General features: G+C 62.5%; 15 protein-coding genes and 2 tRNA genes. 9 read left to right on the top strand and 8 right to left on the bottom strand.

Annotation, left to right across the window (positions count from 1 at the left end; genetic code table 11):
* Positions 1-335 precede the first annotated feature (335 nt).
* The gene (gene cysK, locus C2U47_RS02930; RefSeq protein WP_010673571.1) at positions 336-1,304 is read right to left on the bottom strand and encodes a cysteine synthase A; all 969 of its coding nucleotides are present in this window, start codon (positions 1,302-1,304) and stop codon (positions 336-338) included.
* Between the two features lie 163 nt (positions 1,305-1,467).
* Here cysK and C2U47_RS02925 point away from each other — a divergent pair, with 163 nt between their 5' ends.
* From C2U47_RS02925 to C2U47_RS02915, 3 genes are read left to right on the top strand one after another with little or no spacing between them, the layout of a single operon-like run.
* Positions 1,468-2,310 (top strand): AAA family ATPase, encoded by an 843-nt coding sequence (locus C2U47_RS02925; RefSeq protein WP_010673572.1) that lies wholly within the window; start codon positions 1,468-1,470, stop codon positions 2,308-2,310.
* 3 nt (positions 2,311-2,313) lie between these two features.
* Positions 2,314-3,477, top strand: a complete 1,164-nt coding sequence (locus C2U47_RS02920; RefSeq protein WP_010673573.1) for a vWA domain-containing protein — start codon at positions 2,314-2,316, stop codon at positions 3,475-3,477.
* A gap of 55 nt (positions 3,478-3,532) precedes the next feature.
* Positions 3,533-4,654: a beta-ketoacyl-ACP synthase III gene (locus tag C2U47_RS02915; protein ID WP_010673574.1), complete on the top strand. Its 1,122-nt coding sequence runs from the start codon at positions 3,533-3,535 to the stop codon at positions 4,652-4,654.
* A gap of 68 nt (positions 4,655-4,722) precedes the next feature.
* Here C2U47_RS02915 and tsaA read toward each other — a convergent pair whose 3' ends face one another.
* The gene (gene tsaA, locus C2U47_RS02910) at positions 4,723-5,427 is read right to left on the bottom strand and encodes a tRNA (N6-threonylcarbamoyladenosine(37)-N6)-methyltransferase TrmO (RefSeq protein WP_010673575.1); all 705 of its coding nucleotides are present in this window, start codon (positions 5,425-5,427) and stop codon (positions 4,723-4,725) included.
* Between the two features lie 305 nt (positions 5,428-5,732).
* Here tsaA and C2U47_RS02905 point away from each other — a divergent pair, with 305 nt between their 5' ends.
* The gene (locus C2U47_RS02905) at positions 5,733-6,728 is read left to right on the top strand and encodes an NAD-dependent epimerase/dehydratase family protein (RefSeq protein ID WP_010673576.1); all 996 of its coding nucleotides are present in this window, start codon (positions 5,733-5,735) and stop codon (positions 6,726-6,728) included.
* Positions 6,729-6,798: 70 nt separating this feature from the next.
* Here C2U47_RS02905 and C2U47_RS02900 read toward each other — a convergent pair whose 3' ends face one another.
* The 4 genes from C2U47_RS02900 to cydD form a co-directional block, all read right to left on the bottom strand.
* Positions 6,799-7,185 (bottom strand): DUF488 domain-containing protein, encoded by a 387-nt coding sequence (locus C2U47_RS02900; RefSeq protein ID WP_010673577.1) that lies wholly within the window; start codon positions 7,183-7,185, stop codon positions 6,799-6,801.
* A gap of 8 nt (positions 7,186-7,193) precedes the next feature.
* Positions 7,194-7,565, bottom strand: a complete 372-nt coding sequence (rcsF, locus tag C2U47_RS02895) for an Rcs stress response system protein RcsF (protein ID WP_010673578.1) — start codon at positions 7,563-7,565, stop codon at positions 7,194-7,196.
* Positions 7,566-7,672: 107 nt separating this feature from the next.
* A complete protein-coding gene (gene cydC / locus C2U47_RS02890; protein WP_029314015.1) occupies positions 7,673-9,418 on the bottom strand; it encodes a heme ABC transporter ATP-binding protein/permease CydC in 1,746 nt (581 codons plus the stop codon).
* The gene (gene cydD, locus C2U47_RS02885; RefSeq protein ID WP_010673580.1) at positions 9,411-11,186 is read right to left on the bottom strand and encodes a heme ABC transporter permease/ATP-binding protein CydD; all 1,776 of its coding nucleotides are present in this window, start codon (positions 11,184-11,186) and stop codon (positions 9,411-9,413) included. Before cydD ends, cydC begins: the two co-directional genes overlap by 8 nt.
* A gap of 201 nt (positions 11,187-11,387) precedes the next feature.
* Here cydD and C2U47_RS02880 point away from each other — a divergent pair.
* Positions 11,388-11,461, top strand: a tRNA-Gly gene (locus C2U47_RS02880).
* 94 nt (positions 11,462-11,555) lie between these two features.
* A tRNA-Gly gene (locus C2U47_RS02875) sits at positions 11,556-11,630 on the top strand.
* Positions 11,631-11,765: 135 nt separating this feature from the next.
* Here the strand turns inward: C2U47_RS02875 and arcA are convergent.
* Positions 11,766-12,485, bottom strand: coding sequence for a two-component system response regulator ArcA (arcA, locus tag C2U47_RS02870; RefSeq protein WP_010673581.1), 720 nt, complete (start codon positions 12,483-12,485; stop codon positions 11,766-11,768).
* Positions 12,486-12,870: 385 nt separating this feature from the next.
* On the opposite strand from arcA, the gene C2U47_RS02865 reads away from it, so the two are divergent.
* Together C2U47_RS02865 and C2U47_RS02860 are read left to right on the top strand one after the other, a co-directional pair.
* Positions 12,871-13,263 carry a DUF3293 domain-containing protein gene (locus C2U47_RS02865; protein ID WP_010673582.1) on the top strand — a complete coding sequence of 131 codons (393 nt, stop codon included), beginning with the start codon at positions 12,871-12,873 and terminating at the stop codon, positions 13,261-13,263.
* 113 nt (positions 13,264-13,376) lie between these two features.
* A complete protein-coding gene (locus C2U47_RS02860; RefSeq protein WP_029314019.1) occupies positions 13,377-13,856 on the top strand; it encodes a putative 4-hydroxy-4-methyl-2-oxoglutarate aldolase in 480 nt (159 codons plus the stop codon).
* 3 nt (positions 13,857-13,859) lie between these two features.
* Here C2U47_RS02860 and C2U47_RS02855 read toward each other — a convergent pair whose 3' ends face one another.
* On the bottom strand, positions 13,860-14,336 hold the full coding sequence (locus C2U47_RS02855) for a hypothetical protein (protein ID WP_010673584.1): 477 nt from the start codon (positions 14,334-14,336) through the stop codon (positions 13,860-13,862).
* Between the two features lie 166 nt (positions 14,337-14,502).
* Between C2U47_RS02855 and C2U47_RS02850 the strand changes: the two genes are divergently transcribed.
* Positions 14,503-14,892, top strand: coding sequence for an META domain-containing protein (locus tag C2U47_RS02850; protein WP_010673585.1), 390 nt, complete (start codon positions 14,503-14,505; stop codon positions 14,890-14,892).
* Positions 14,893-14,969: the final 77 nt, after the last annotated feature.

The following is a 14,969-nucleotide window of genomic DNA, read 5'->3' as shown; positions in this document are numbered from 1 at the left end:
AATGGTTTAATCCAGGTCAATTTTCTGTGCAGTATTCGGCGTCGTGGCCAGGTATTTTTTCGCTATCAGGCTGCAAGCCGCGTCAGGACTGGCCTGAAATTATTTTATAACGAAAAATAACACTTTGTTACCTTGTGATACCTTGCCAGCAAACACCTCGTGACGCCGCACAGGATATGAGATTTATCACAGAATGTCTGCTTTTTTTGTCATATCCAATTTTGTTATTTTACCCCAAAAAATAAGGGGCCGAGTGGCACTGGTGGCTAGAGAGTTTAGCGCATAATGAAAACGGCGCTCCGAGGAGCGCCGTCGTTTTGGTGTTGGCTGATCAACTACTGCTGCAATTCTTGCTCGCTGAACACACCGGCGAAGAGGGCGCTGGAGAGGTAACGCTCGGCGGCGCTCGGCAGGATGACGACAATCGTTTTCCCTTCGAACTCCGGCTGCTCGGCCAGACGGTTGGCAGCGACCACGGCAGCGCCGGAGCTGATACCGGCCAGGATCCCTTCCTCTTCCATCAGGCGGCGGGCCATCTCGATGGCTTCGTCACTGCTCACCTGCTCGACGCGGTCCAGCAGGCTCAAATCCAGGTTGCCCGGGATGAAGCCGGCGCCGATGCCCTGGATCTTGTGGGGACCGGGCTTTATCTCTTCACCCGCCAGTTTCTGGCTGATGACGGGAGATTCGCTGGGCTCGACCGCCACGGAGACGATGGCCTTGCCCTTGGTCTTCTTGATGTAGCGGGAGACCCCGGTGATGGTGCCGCCGGTGCCGACGCCCGCCACGAACACATCCACCTCGCCATCGGTGGCGTCCCAGATCTCGGGGCCAGTGGTCTGCTCGTGGATTTCCGGGTTGGCCGGGTTTTCAAACTGTTGCAGCAGCACGTACTTGCCCGGCTCGGATTCGAGGATCTCGTTGGCCTTGGCGATGGCGCCCTTCATGCCGAGGGGACCTTCGGTCAGTACCAGGTTGGCACCCAGGGCCTTGAGCAGTTTGCGGCGCTCGAGGCTCATGGTGGCCGGCATGGTCAGGGTGATGGGATAGCCGCGGGCCGCAGCCACGAATGCCAGGGCAATGCCCGTGTTGCCGCTGGTGGGCTCGATGATCTCCTTGCCCTTGGTCAGCACGCCGCGTTTCTCGGCATCCCAGATGAGGTTGGCACCGATCCGGCACTTGACGCTGAAGCTCGGGTTGCGGCTCTCGATCTTGGCCAGCACGCGGCCCTTGGTAACACGGTTGAGACGAACAAGCGGGGTGTTGCCTATGGTCTGGCTGTTGTCCTCAAAAATTTTGCTCATGGTGCTATCCCTGTGTTTGTTAAGGCGATGAAACAAGATTACCCTGTGGTTTCTGAATGAGAAGTGACGAATCGTTATAACAATATGTTATTACAACATATAGAACTTATTCTCTCTTGCCGAGGGGGCTCCCGCTGCCTGGGCATCCAATGGAAGGGATCTCATGGGATTTGCAGGAAGCGACCGCTATCTCGCATCACAGGCACTGAAGATGGCCGTCGATGCCGCCATCGTGCTGGAGAAGCCGCTGCTCATCAAGGGGGAACCCGGTACGGGCAAGACAGTGCTGGCGGAGGCGGTGGCCGAATCCCTGGGCGCCGAGCTCATCAGCTGGCACATCAAGTCCACCACCAAGGCCCAGCAGGGGCTCTACGAATATGATGCCGTCGCCCGGCTGCGAGACTCCCAGCTTGGCGACCCCAGGGTAGGGGAGATAGGCCACTACATCCGCCGGGGGAAGCTGTGGCAGGCCTTCAGCGCAGAGCAGCGGCCAGTGCTGCTCATCGATGAAATCGACAAGGCGGACATCGAGTTTCCCAACGATCTGCTGCTGGAGCTGGATCGGATGGAGTTCGATGTCTACGAGACCGGCGAGCGAGTCAAGGCCCGCCAGCGGCCGGTGGTCATCATCACCTCCAACAACGAGAAGGAGTTGCCGGATGCCTTCCTGCGCCGCTGCTTCTTCCACTACATTCGCTTCCCCGACAAGGCCGAGATGCAGGCCATCGTCAAGCTCCACTACCCCGACCTCAAGGAGAGCCTGCTCGGTGAGGCGATGACGCTCTTCTTTGAGCTGCGCGAGGTAGAGGGGCTGCGCAAAAAGCCGTCCACCTCGGAGCTGCTGGACTGGATCCGGCTGTTGTTGGCCGACGACATCGCCCCCGAAGCCCTGCGCACCCGCGAGCCGGGCAAACTGGTGCCTGCCCTCTACGGCGCCCTGCTCAAGACCGAGCAGGACCTGCATCTGTTTGAGAAGCTCGCTTTTCTGGCCAGACGCGGCAGCTGACCCATGCTGATCGACTTTTTTACCCATCTGCGCCGCCACAAGCTTCCTTGCAGCCTGCGGGAGCTGCTCGACCTGCACGGGGCGCTGGCGGCCAGGCTGGCCAGCCTCGACATGGACGAGTTCTACCAGCTATCCCGCTGCCTGCTGGTGAAGGATGAGGCGCACTACGATCGCTTCGATCGCGCCTTCGCCGAGTATTACGAAGGGTTGCCCGCCATCCCCCTGTTGCCGGAGAGCCTGCCTGACGACTGGCTGCGCCAGGAGTTCGAGCGGCTATTGAGCGCCGAGGAGAAGGCGTTGCTCCAATCCCTTGGCGGGCTGGACAAGCTGCTGGCGACCCTCAACCAGCGCTTGAACGAGCAGAAGGAGCGTCACGCCGGCGGCAACAAGTGGGTCGGCACCGGGGGCAGCAGCCCGTTCGGTCACGGCGGCTATCACCCGGAAGGGATCCGCATGGGGGGAGAGGGTCAGCACGGGCGGGCGACCAAGGTGTGGGAAGCGCGCCACTTTCGCAACTTCAGTGACGACTCGCCCCTGGGGCAGCGCGCCATCCAGCTCGCCCTGCGCAAGCTCAGACGCTGGGTGCGCCGGGGCAATCCCGACGAGCTGGATCTCGACGACACCATCCAAAGCTCGGCCAGGCAAGGCTGGCTCGATGTGAAGCTCAGACCCGAGCGCCACAACGGGGTCAAACTGCTGGTCTTCTTCGACGTAGGGGGCTCCATGGATGCCCATGTGGCCGAGGTGCAGCGCCTCTTTTTGGCCCTGCGCCACGAGTTCAAGCACCTGGTGTTCTTCTATTTTCACAACTGCCTCTACGACTTCGTCTGGCAGGACAATGCCAGGCGCCTTGATGATCGGTTCGATACCCTGCGGCTGCTGCGCACCTACGGCAGCGACTACAGGGTGATGGTGGTGGGGGATGCGAAGATGGGCCCCTATGAAATCACCTGGCCAGGTGGCAGCGTAGAGTACTGGAACGAGGAGCCCGGCCAGGTGTGGCTCGGGCGCCTGCAACAACATTTCCCCAAGATGGTGTGGGTCAATCCGCTGCCAAGGCAGGAGTGGCTGTGGCACCCCTCCATCAAGTTGATGAACGAATTGATCGGCGGGCGGATGCACCCGCTGACCCTGGCGGGTCTGGCTGCGGCCATCGACCAGCTGTGACCCTCTGAACCCTAAAAAACAGACAAGCCGGGATTGCACCCGGCCAGGAGCAAAGATGACCTCTATCGTAATCAGTGGCTCAGGCCTCTATACCCCTCCCTTTGCCGTCAGCAATGAAGCGCTGGTGGCGGCCTTCAACCAGTACGTGGATCTCTACAACGAGGAGAACGCCTCCGCCATCGATGCAGGGCAGCTGCCTGCCAAGCAGCACTCGAGCTGCGAGTTCATCGAGAAGGCCTCCGGCATCAAGAGCCGCTATCTGGTGAGCAGCGAGGGGGTGCTGGATCCCGACATCATGCAACCGCTCATGGCGGAGCGCCCGGACGATCAGCCCTCCATCATGGTGGAGATGGCGGTGGCGGCCGCCGAGCAGGCGCTGATCGCCGCCGGTCGTGAACCGGGGGAGATCGATCTTGTCATCGTCGCCGCCTCCAACCTGCCGCGCCCCTACCCGGCGCTGGCCATTGAATTGCAGCACTATCTCGGCGCCAGCGGCCTGGCATTCGACATGAACGTGGCCTGCTCTTCCGCCACCTTCGGGATCAAGACCGCCGCAGACATGCTGGCGGCAGGCACCGCCCGGCTGGCGCTGGTGGTCAATCCGGAGATCTGCTCGGGTCACCTCAACTTCCGCGATCGGGACAGTCACTTCATCTTCGGCGACGCCTGTACCGCCGTGCTGCTGGAGCGGGAGGCCGATTGCCAGGTGGCCAACCCCTGGCAACTGGTGGCCAGCAAGCTGGTGACCCAGTACTCCAACAACATCCGCAACAACTTCGGCTTCCTGAACCGGCTCAGCCCGCGCACCCGCTACGGCGACGACAAGCTGTTCCGCCAGCAGGGGCGCAAGGTGTTCAAGGAGGTGCTGCCCCTGGTGTGCGATCAGATAGCCTCCCAGCTGGCGGAGCAGGGATGGGCGGCCGATGGCTTGAGCCGGCTCTGGCTCCATCAGGCGAATCTGACCATGAACCAGTTCATCGGTCGCAAGTTGCTGGGCCATGACGCCAGCCAGCAGGAGGCGCCTGTCATCCTCGACCGCTACGGCAACACCAGCTCGGCGGGTTCCATCATCGCCTTCCACCTCTTCAACCAGGATCTGCCGAGCGGGGCTCGCGGGGTGCTCTGCTCCTTTGGGGCCGGTTACTCCATCGGCAGCCTGCTGCTGCAGCGGCGCTGAGTACCCTGTTTTGCCCATAAAAAAGCCACCCGGGAGGTGGCTTTTTTCATGCTGCCCGAGAGGCTTTTTCAAGCGGGTTCGATGGTCAGCACCTGACATTGCGGTTCTTTTATCTGAAATCGCACGTTCACATCGAACAATCTGACACCGTACACCTTGTCATCCGGCTTGCCCTTCTTGTAAGCAGGGCGGGGATCCTGAGCCAGCACCTCCCTCACCAGTTCACGCAGCTCCGGGTGGGCCTTGAGCCAGGGGGCGAGCTGCTGCTCGGCCTGGGCGCTGAAGCTCACCGCCAGCGGCGGGGTGGGGGCATCGGGGGCGAAACCACCACGGGCGTGGGGCAGGCTGTCGGCATAGGGGACATAGGGCTTGATGTCGACGACGGGGGTGCCGTCGAGCAAGTCCACGGCGCCCAGCTCGAGCCAGAGCTTGCCGCGCTCACGTCCCACCCCGTGCAGCTCGACCACGGAGAGGCCAAGGGGGTTGGGGCGGAAGGTGGAGCGGGTGGCAAAGACCCCGACCCGCTCGTTGCCGCCGAGGCGCGGCGGGCGCACCGTCGGGTGCCAGCCCTGATCCATGGTCTGGTGAAACACGAAGCTGATCCAGAGATGGGAGAATTGCTCGATGCCGCGCAGCGCATCGGGCTGATCGTAGGGAGGAAGCAGTTCGAGGCGGGCGCGAGCCGCGCTGACCAGGCCGGGCTGGCGGGGTATGGCGAACTTCTCCTTGTAGGGAGAGCGGATGATCCCTAGGGTATCGATATCGAACTTCATGGCGGATCCTGGCTGAAAACCCGGGCAATGTAGCACAGGCACGCCGAAAACGCAGGGGGAGTACCAGGACGCGGCCCCTGTGATCCCGATCCCAGACCCGGTGCCAGGGGGCTGTGTCCTGGTGCCAACTTGCGTAGGGTGGGGCGGCAAAAGGGGTGGCGGGGGAGCGGACAAGGAATCTGCTGCCCGCACCATGACGATATGCCTGGCGGCATCAGGGCGTGTGCTCACCATGCCAGGCCATGGCCGTTTCGGCTGCCCGTGGAGGGGCTGCAAGGAGAGGGCGCCATAGAGGAGAGACAGGGATGAAATTGTTGATTATCGGCGGCACCGGCTTTCTGGGTCGCCACCTGACCACGCTGGCCCTGGATTGGGGGCACGAGGTGACGCTGTTCAATCGCGGCCACCGCCAGCACCCGGATTGGCGGGAGCTGACCCAGCTTCACGGGGACAGAGACGGGGACCTGGCCCCCTTGCGGGGCGAAGGGCGGCACTGGGATCTGGTCATCGACACCTGCTGCTATCGCCCCGAACAGGCCGAAGGGCTCTCTGACGCCCTGCTGGGGCGCTGCGATCGGCTCATCTTCATCTCCACCATCAGTGTCTATCGCGATTTTTCCCAACCCGGCATGGATGAGTCGGCCCCCCTGCACGAGATGGCAGGAGCGCCCACCGACTACGGCCCCCTCAAGGTGCTGTGCGAGTCGGTGTATCGCGCCCGCTGGGGAGATCGCCTGTGCACCCTGCGCCCCGGCGTGCTCTGCGGCCCCTTTGACCCGACAGCTCGTCTTGCCTGGTGGGTGAGGCGGGTGCAGCGGGGCGGGCCCTGGCTCTTGCCGGGGCTGGGGGAGGACAGGCTGCAATACCTGGATGTGCGCGACTGCGCCGAGTTCGTGCTGCGGGCTGCCGAGCAGCGACTCGCTGGGTGCTTCAACCTGATCAAGCCCGGCATTGCACTGAACGACTGGGTGGAGCGCCTCGCTGCCCGGCTGACGCCAGTGACCCCCTTGCAGCTCGAGTGGGCTCCCTGGCGTGACCTGATGGCGGCAGGGGTGGCGCCCTGGCAAAGCTATCCCACGCTGCTGCCAAGCGAGCTGCCCGAGTATGCAGGGTATGGCACCATCAGCGCCGAGGCCGCCATCGTCCATGGGCTGAACTTTCGCCCCCTGGAGGAGACGGTTGACGATCTGGTGGTATGGCTTGCCAGCAACCCCCGGGGGCCGCTGCCGGGCATGACCCCTGATGAGGAACAGGCCTTGCGACGACGAGTGGAGGTTTCCTTGTCATCGAATGCGTACTAGCCGGCATCATAAAGAAGAGGGCACCCCGGGGTGCCCTCTTCTCATGTGGGGTGTTCATCCATGACGGGGCTCAGCGCAGCAATGCCCCCGCCTCGGCCAGCAGGGTTCTCAGCACACTGCGATGGCAGCGGGACTCCTGTTCGCAGTAGCACCCCACCGAGAAATGGGTGGTGTGGGAGAGGGCGGCCAGCAGGGCCAGATCGTGCTTCGCGGCCGGGGTGGCCATCTCGGCCTTGTACTGCTTGCAGAAGGCGGTCCACCGGGCCGGGGTGTCGGCAGTCTGACCGAGTTTCATGGTCTCGGCGCTGGGGGCCAGATTGGGGAACCAGACGTCGTACCAATCCTGGCTGGCGAACGCCGCTTTGGGCACGCCGCGAGGGGGGCGACGCACGGTGCCGATGCGAAGCCCCTCATCCTCGAGGCGGGGGCTGCCGAGTCGCACGATGGCGATCGCCATGGCAGGACTTACTTCTCTTCGGCCACTTTCAGCGCCTGACCGTAGCAGATCACCTGCTTCAGGCAGCCGGGCACGTCGCTGAACTCGGCGCACTTGTCGAAGCTGACGCCGTTGCCCCCCATGTCCGCCACGCGGCGGCGGGCCAGGGTGCGGGCTTCACCGGCATTGGGCACCGCCTGATTGGCATCGCTCTGGCAGGATTCCCCCTCGACAGTGCCGAGATAGAGGTAGTTGAGGTCGGCGAGCTCGCTCTGCTCGTAGATCCGCACGCTCCCCGGCTTGAAGTACTCGTCGAAGTTTTCCTTGTCCAGATTGCTGTTGAAGGCGAAGTCGGCGCAACCGGAGGCAATCAGGGGCATCATCAGGATCAGGCGTTTCATATCGGCATCTTGTTGGGTGGCGAGTGGGCCATTATAGGGGGCAGTCGCCGATGGCGACCAGCCCCATTTTTAGCCATATCAATGGATTGTAGCGAGACGACCCCGGATCAGGCGGGGGCCAGTCGCCGGTGCAGGCTGCGGTAGTGATCATCTTCCAGCAGCTCCTGGTGGGGGGCACACAGACGGATGCGACCCTCTTCCATCAGGGCTACCCTGTCCATCCGTTCCAGCCCCAGCAGGCGGTGGGAGATGAGCAGCAGGGTGCGATCCGCCCCCAGGGTCAGCAGCAGATCCATGATCTCCCGTTCGGTCTGGGTATCGAGCCCTTCGGTGGGCTCGTCCAGCAGCCAGAGCGGTGCATCGTGGAGCAGGGCGCGGGCGATGCCGATGCGGCGGCGCTCCCCACCGGAGAGCGGACGCCCGCCATCCCCGAGCCAGGCATCCAGCCCCTGTTCTGCCTGCTCACCCTCATCGCGCAGCAGAGTTCCGAGCCCCACCTGGGTGAGTACCTCGATGAGCCGTTCGTCGCTGGCTCCGGGGGCGGCCAGGGTGAGGTTGCCACGCAGGGTATCGGCAAACAGGTGGACCCGCTGGCTCACCACGGAGCAGGAGGCGCGTAGCGCCTCTTCGCTGTAATCGGTGAGGGGCTTGCCATCGAGCAGGATCTCCCCCGATAGGGCCGTCCATTCCCGGGTCAGCAACCCCATCAGGGTGGACTTGCCACAGCCGGTCTGCCCCAGCAGCGCCAGCTTCTCCCCGGCATGCAGTTGCAGGGTGCACCCTTGCAGCACGGGTGCATCCTGGCCTGGATAGGTGAAATGCAGGTCGCTTATCTGCACGGCACCCCGGGCAGCGGGGGCTTGCTGTGCGCCCCACTCCGGCGCCTTGGCCTCTTGCAGGATCTCGTTGAGACGGCGGGCGGAGGTGAGGCTGGTGGAGAGGTGCTGAAAGGCACCGGCCAGCGGCAGCAGCGCCTCGAAGCTCGCCAGGGTAGCGAACACCATGAGTGCCGTGATGGGGTCAGGGGCATTGCCACCGACGCCGTGACCGGCCAGCCAGAGCATCAGGGTCAGAGTCCAGCCGCTCAGCAACTGCACCGAGAAGGCGGCCAGGCCGCTGACGCGGGCCATGCGGGCCTGGGCCCGGATCAGGGCCTGCTCCGCCTGCTGCAATCCGGTGAGCGCCTCGGGAGCGGCGGCGAACATCTGCAGTTCGGCCTGGCCGTCCAGATAGTCCACCATGCGGGTACGCAGGTTGGACTTCTCGGCGATGAGCTGACGGCCCGGCGCGCGCCCGGCAAAATAGAAGACCAGGGGCAAGGCCAGCATGCCAAAGAGCAGAATGGCTCCCAGCGTCAGCGCCAGGCGACCATCGAAGAAGGAGAGGAAGAAGACCAGCCCGGCGCAGCTCAGCAGTGCCGCCCCAATGGGGGTGATGAGGCGCAGATAGACGTGATCCATGGCATCGATGTCGGCCACCAGACGGTTGAGCAGGTCAGCCTGGCGAAAACCGGCAAGGGAGCCGGGGGAGAGGGGGGAGAGCTTTTGCCAGAACCAGACCCGCAGCCGGGTCAGCACCCGGAAGGTGGCGTCGTGGCTCACGACCCGCTCGCCCCAGCGACTGGCGGTGCGCACGATGGAGAAGAAACGCACGCCCCCCGCAGGGGTCATGTAGTTGAAGGTGTCTCGGGTGGCGACCGCCAGCCCGGCGACGGCGGCGGCGGAGAGGAACCAGCCGGAGAGGGAGAGCAGGCCCATGCCGGCCACCAGGGTGACCAGGGCCAGCAGCAGGCCGATGGAGAGGCTGAGCCAGTGCTGGCGATAAAGGCGCAGGAACGGCAATAGATCAGTCATCGAGAGAGTCTCCGAAACCTTGGGATTGCGACAGGAGGCGGGCGAAGGGGCCCTGGGCCTCGCCGAGTGCGGCAAAACGTCCATGCTCCACCAGCTTGCCGTGCGCCAGCACCAGGATGTTGTCCATCTGGCTGAGCTGATCGAGGCGGTGGGTGATCATCAGCAGGGTCTGACCTTGTGCGGCCTGTTCGAGGGCGCTCATGACGGCTCGCTCAGAATGGCGATCCAGGCTGGCAGTGGGTTCATCCAGCACCATCATCTGGGTCGTCTTGAGCAGGGTACGGGCAAGGGCGATGCGCTGGGCCTGGCCGACGGAGAGACCGCCTGCCTGATCCCCGACCCGATAGTCCAGCCCTTTCTCGTTGACGAACTCCCAGGCCTGGGCGCGCTTGAGCGCGGATTCCAGCTCGGCGTCGCTGGCGGATGGTCTGGCCAGCAGCAGGTTGTCCCGCAGGGAGCTGTGGAAGAGTTGGGGATTCTGGGAGAGCCAGCCTAGCTGCTGGCGCCACTGGCTGATGTCCAGGGTACGAAGCTCCACTCCGTTGACGCACAGGGAACCGCGATAGGGGGCAAAACCGAGCAGGGCATTGACCAGGGAGCTCTTGCCCGCGCCGCTGATGCCGACCAGGGCGGTGCGCGTGCCGGCTTCCAGCGTGAAATCGAGGGGACCGACCAGCACCTTGCCCTCGGCGCTCAGCACTTCCAGGCTGCGGGCTTCTACCTTGACGGGGCCCTCCGCATGGAAGGGGAGCGTCCCGGAGGCGGGTTCGCTCACGTCGGCCTCGAGAAATTCCAGCAGTTGTTCGGCTGCGCCAATGGCCTGTGCCTTGGCGTGATAGTGGGCACCGAGTTCCCGCAGCGGCGCGTAGAACTCGGGGGCGAGGAAGAGCACGAACAGGCCGGTAAAGAGGGTGACCTTGACGCCATAGCTGCCAAAGTTGAGGTGATCGATGTAGGAGAAACCGAAGTAGACGGCCACCAGGGCCACCGCGATGGCGGCGAAGAACTCCAGCACGGCCGTGCTCAGGAAGGCGAGGCGCAGCACCTCCATGGTGCGCTCGCGAAAATCTTCCGATGCATCGCGGATGGCCTCCCCTTCCGCCCGGGTGCGCATGAAAAGCTGCAGGGTGCGCAGCCCCTTGAGGCGATCGAGGAAGTGGCCTGAGAGGCGCGCCAGCGACTGGAAGTTGCGGCGGTTGGCATCGGCGGCACCCACCCCCACCAGGATCATGAAGAGAGGAATGAGGGGGGCGGTGCCGAGCAGAATGAGGCCCGCCGCCCAGTTGACCGGGAACACGGAGACCAGGATCACCAGGGGAATAAAGACGGCGATGGCCATCTGGGGCAGATAGCGGGAGAAGAAGTCTTGCATCTCTTCGATCTGCTCGAGCAGCAGGCTGGCCCAGCTACCGGCGGGACGACGCTGGATATAGGCGGGGCCGAGCCTGGCGAGGCGGGTGAGCACCAGCTCGCGGATGGCCTGGCGCACCGCACTGCCCGCCTTGAAACTCGCCACCTCGCGGCCATAGGCCAGGGCCGCCTTGGTCAGGGTCACCAGCAACAGACTGATGAAGAGGGGGGCGGAGTGCTCCGGCGTGGAGCCTTCGATGATGAAACCGTGAAGCAGGCTCGCCAGCAACCAGGCCTGCATCACCATCAGGACGCCCTGACCCAGCCCGAAGGCGATGGAGATGCCGATCCAGCGCCGACCATGGCCCGATTGTTTGCGCAACCAGCCATAGAGATGTTTCTGTCTGTTCTTGTCCATTACCACCCTCCTCAAACGAGTGGCGCAAGACTATCGTCGCCCCCACGGCTTGGCAACCTTGCAGAACCGGGCGGAGGAACATCATTGTGTGAAAAATCGGCTTCATGCTCATTAGTTGGCCGAACAGCTTGATTTATGGCAAAAAATGCGAGGTCGGTGATTGCGCTCGGCGGCAAAATGCATATAGTAGAGGCCACTGACGCGGGTGTAGTTCAATGGTAGAACGGTAGCTTCCCAAGCTGCATACGTGGGTTCGATTCCCATCACCCGCTCCACATTCCAGATAGCGGCACGCGCCGTTGTCCATATCAGCCAGATGGCTGTCTGTCGTGGGGATTCCCCATCACACCAAGTACGTTTTGATGCCTAGCGGGCATCGTATAATGGCTATTACCTCAGCCTTCCAAGCTGATGATGCGGGTTCGATTCCCGCTGCCCGCTCCAGTCTTCACACAAAAAGCCCACTCCTGCGAGTGGGCTTTTTGTTGTGCATTTTTTGAGGGGCAAGTTGCCTGGGGGCGACTTGCAGACATGGAAAAGGCGCCACAGGGCGCCTTTTCAACTCGGGAGTGGGGAGGATTACTCCTGCTCCAGCTCGCCGCAGAAGCGATAGCCTTCGCCATGGATGGTGGCGATGATCTCCGGGGTGTCGCCCACGCTCTCGAAGTGCTTGCGAATACGGCGGATGGTCACGTCCACGGTGCGGTCGTGGGGCTTGAGTTCGCGGCCCGTCATCTTCTTGAGCAGCTCGGCACGGGTCTGGATCTGGCCCGGGTTCTCGCAGAAATGCAGCATGGCGCGGAACTCGGAGCGGGGCAGCTTGAACATGTCGCCAGCCGGGCTGACCAGGGCGCGGCTGTTGATGTCCAGGGCCCAGCCATTGAACAGATAACGTTCCACCAGCTTCTTCTCTTCGCCACCGGCGGCCACGTTCATGGTGCGGCTCAGCAGGTTGCGGGCACGGATGGTCAGTTCACGGGGATTGAACGGCTTGGTGATGTAGTCATCTGCGCCGATCTCCAGCCCCAGGATCTTGTCCACTTCGTTGTCGCGACCGGTCAGGAACATCAGGGCGATGTTGTCATCTTCACGCAACTCGCGCGCCAGCAGCAGGCCGTTCTTGCCCGGCAGGTTGATGTCCATGATCACCAGGTTGATGGTGTGGCTGGTCAGGGCCTGGTGCATCTCGTCACCGTTGTTGGCTTCCAGCACGATGTAGCCTTCGGCTTCGAAGATGCTCTTGAGGGTGTTGCGGGTGACCAGCTCGTCTTCGACGATCAGAATATGTGGTGTTTGCATGAGTATTCCCAGATTCTTATCAGTTAATTATCGAAATTTTAACACTCTTTGGCGTTATCCGACCGGTCCTGAAAATTTATTACGTCATCCTGGGTATGAATATCAGGTCGAATCATCGCGAATTTGGTAACTATGTCGGCAAGCATCCCTGTGCCGTACATGGGCTCTCAACAAGTCTGAACAAGAGAAGCCCGGAGAGGTAGTCCATTACAAAAGTTGCTGCATTTTATCAGTTAACAGGCGCATAACAACACTCTTTGCCGTCAGATAGCAACTTTTTAACTCAGCTTTGATATAAGTCAATCCCCGAGTTCGCTGCATCATACTTGGGCTGACCCGCTTTTTCGCCCTTAATAAATGTAATGGGATGTAACATGTGGTTGACATGACTTTGTGGGAAAACTACAGAAAAGTGTGCTTCATCGCCCCCTTTGCGCCTCCCAGTTGCCCAGCCTATGCCATTGTCACGGCCTGGAACCCGGCCAGCCGGTGGGTGGGGCTGCGCCGCAATGCCCGTCGCCAGCGAGCCCTTGTCCGGCAAGTGGGCGAGTGTCCCGTCATGGGAGAGGTCTGGGGGAGCGATGAGGATGAGCGCTGGCAGGAGGCGTCTCTGTTGTTGCCGCTTTCGCAGCCAGAGGCGATCCGGCTGGCCGCCCGATTTGGCCAGAATGCCCTCTATTGGGTGCGTGAAGGAGAGCTCTGGCTGGTGCCCGTGTTGCTGGAAGGGACGCCCTGTCATCTGGGGGCGCTTGCGTCCCGCTGGCGGTTCAGGCCTTAGGGCTGACATGGCCCCCCGCCATCCGGACAGGGCACCCGGTCGGTGGATTGTCAGCGCCCCGACATGATGAAAGAATGAGCTGACACATTTCACTCCATGGAAGGATGATGATCATGCTGGACCTGCTGCCCGACCTTTGCGATGAACATGGCGATGCCCTTAGGATCGCTGACCCCCTGTTTCACGACTATGGCGGCAAGGCGCTGTTTTACGGCGAGGCCGTGACTCTCTCCTGCTTTGAAGACAACAGCCTGGTGCGTGATCTGGTCAATCGTCCCGGCCATGGCAAGGTGATGGTGATCGACGGGGGCGGCTCCCTGCGTCGGGCGCTGCTCGGGGATCAGCTGGCCATCAAGGCGGTGGAGCAGGGGTGGGAGGGGATCCTCATCAATGGTGCCGTGCGGGATGTGGGGACGCTGGCGACCCTGGCGCTGGGGGTCAAGGCCCTGGCCCCCTGCCCGGTCAAGACAGAGAAACGGGGTCTGGGCACGCTGGATGCCGTGGTCTCTTTTGCCGGTGTGACCATAGCGCCCGGCGACTATGTCTACGCCGACCTCAACGGTGTGCTGGTGAGCGGCGCCAGGCTCCTCTGAGCCTCAGAAGTTGAAGCCCACTCCCAGAGTGAGAAAGTGTTCCGTACTGAAGGCGCTGAGTCCGTAATTGGCGGTGATGGCCAGGGAAGGGGTCACCAGCAGGCTGCTGTTGAGCTCAACCAGGGTGCTGGCCTTGCTCACCTCCAGTTGCTTGAGCTGGCTGCCGATGTTGAGTGACGGGGAGAGGCGATAGCGCACCCCAGAGCTGATATTGAACCCGGCCTGCCCGCTCTGGGGGCCGATGGCGGGGCCGGCCTCCATGTAGAGGCTGATGTCATCCTGAAGCGGGTATTGATAGCCGGTATTGATGAGCCAGAGGTCGAAGTTGTCGCCCAGGTGGCTCTGGTTGCCGAGCAATACGCCGGAATAGCTTTTGACGTAGAGCGGGTTGTCCGATTCGGTCTGGAGAAAACTCCAGTCGGCGGCCTGAGCCGACAAGACGAGGCTGGATGCCATTGCGATGACGAGAGACTTGACCATTCGTTTCCCCTCCCTGGGTCCGAACAGGACTACAAGCATGGCACATGCCAGCGGGGAGTAAAGGGAACCCCGATCACAATAAAAGAGTTTTGATTGACGCTGCAGTCATGGTACACAGGCCCCTCACTCCGTGTCGTTACGACACGCTCCATCACGAGGTGAACTGATGAACAACAAACTGATCCTGCTGGCCGCTCTGGCCCTGGGAGGCTGCGCCATGACTACGGGTTCCACGCTGGCACAATTGCAGGCATCGACCTGGCAACTGCAAGGGGCGAGCGGTGACACCTTCACCCTGCAGGTCGCCGGTGACAAGGTGGCGGGCAAGGGCGGCTGCAACCGCTACTTTGGCGGCATCACAGAGCAGGATGACGGCGTGTTGACGCTGGGCGCCATGGGTTCGACGCGCATGATGTGTGCGGGGGATCTGGCCGGCAAGGAGATGAACTACTTGCAGACCCTGGAGAAGGTGGCGAGCTTCCAGATCAGCGGCAAACAGCTGGTGCTAAAGGATGCCGACAAGGCCACCTTGCTGACCTTTGACGCAGTGAAATAAGCCGGGATCTCGTCAAAGGCTGTCGCAGGCGACCCCTGCGCCAGCGTGCAGGAGAATGTGAAAAGGGACGCCATGGC

It is taken from the genome of Aeromonas sp. ASNIH7, assembly GCF_002903485.1.
Lineage (GTDB): Bacteria > Pseudomonadota > Gammaproteobacteria > Enterobacterales > Aeromonadaceae > Aeromonas > Aeromonas caviae.
This window is presented reverse-complemented; position numbering and strand designations above follow the sequence as displayed.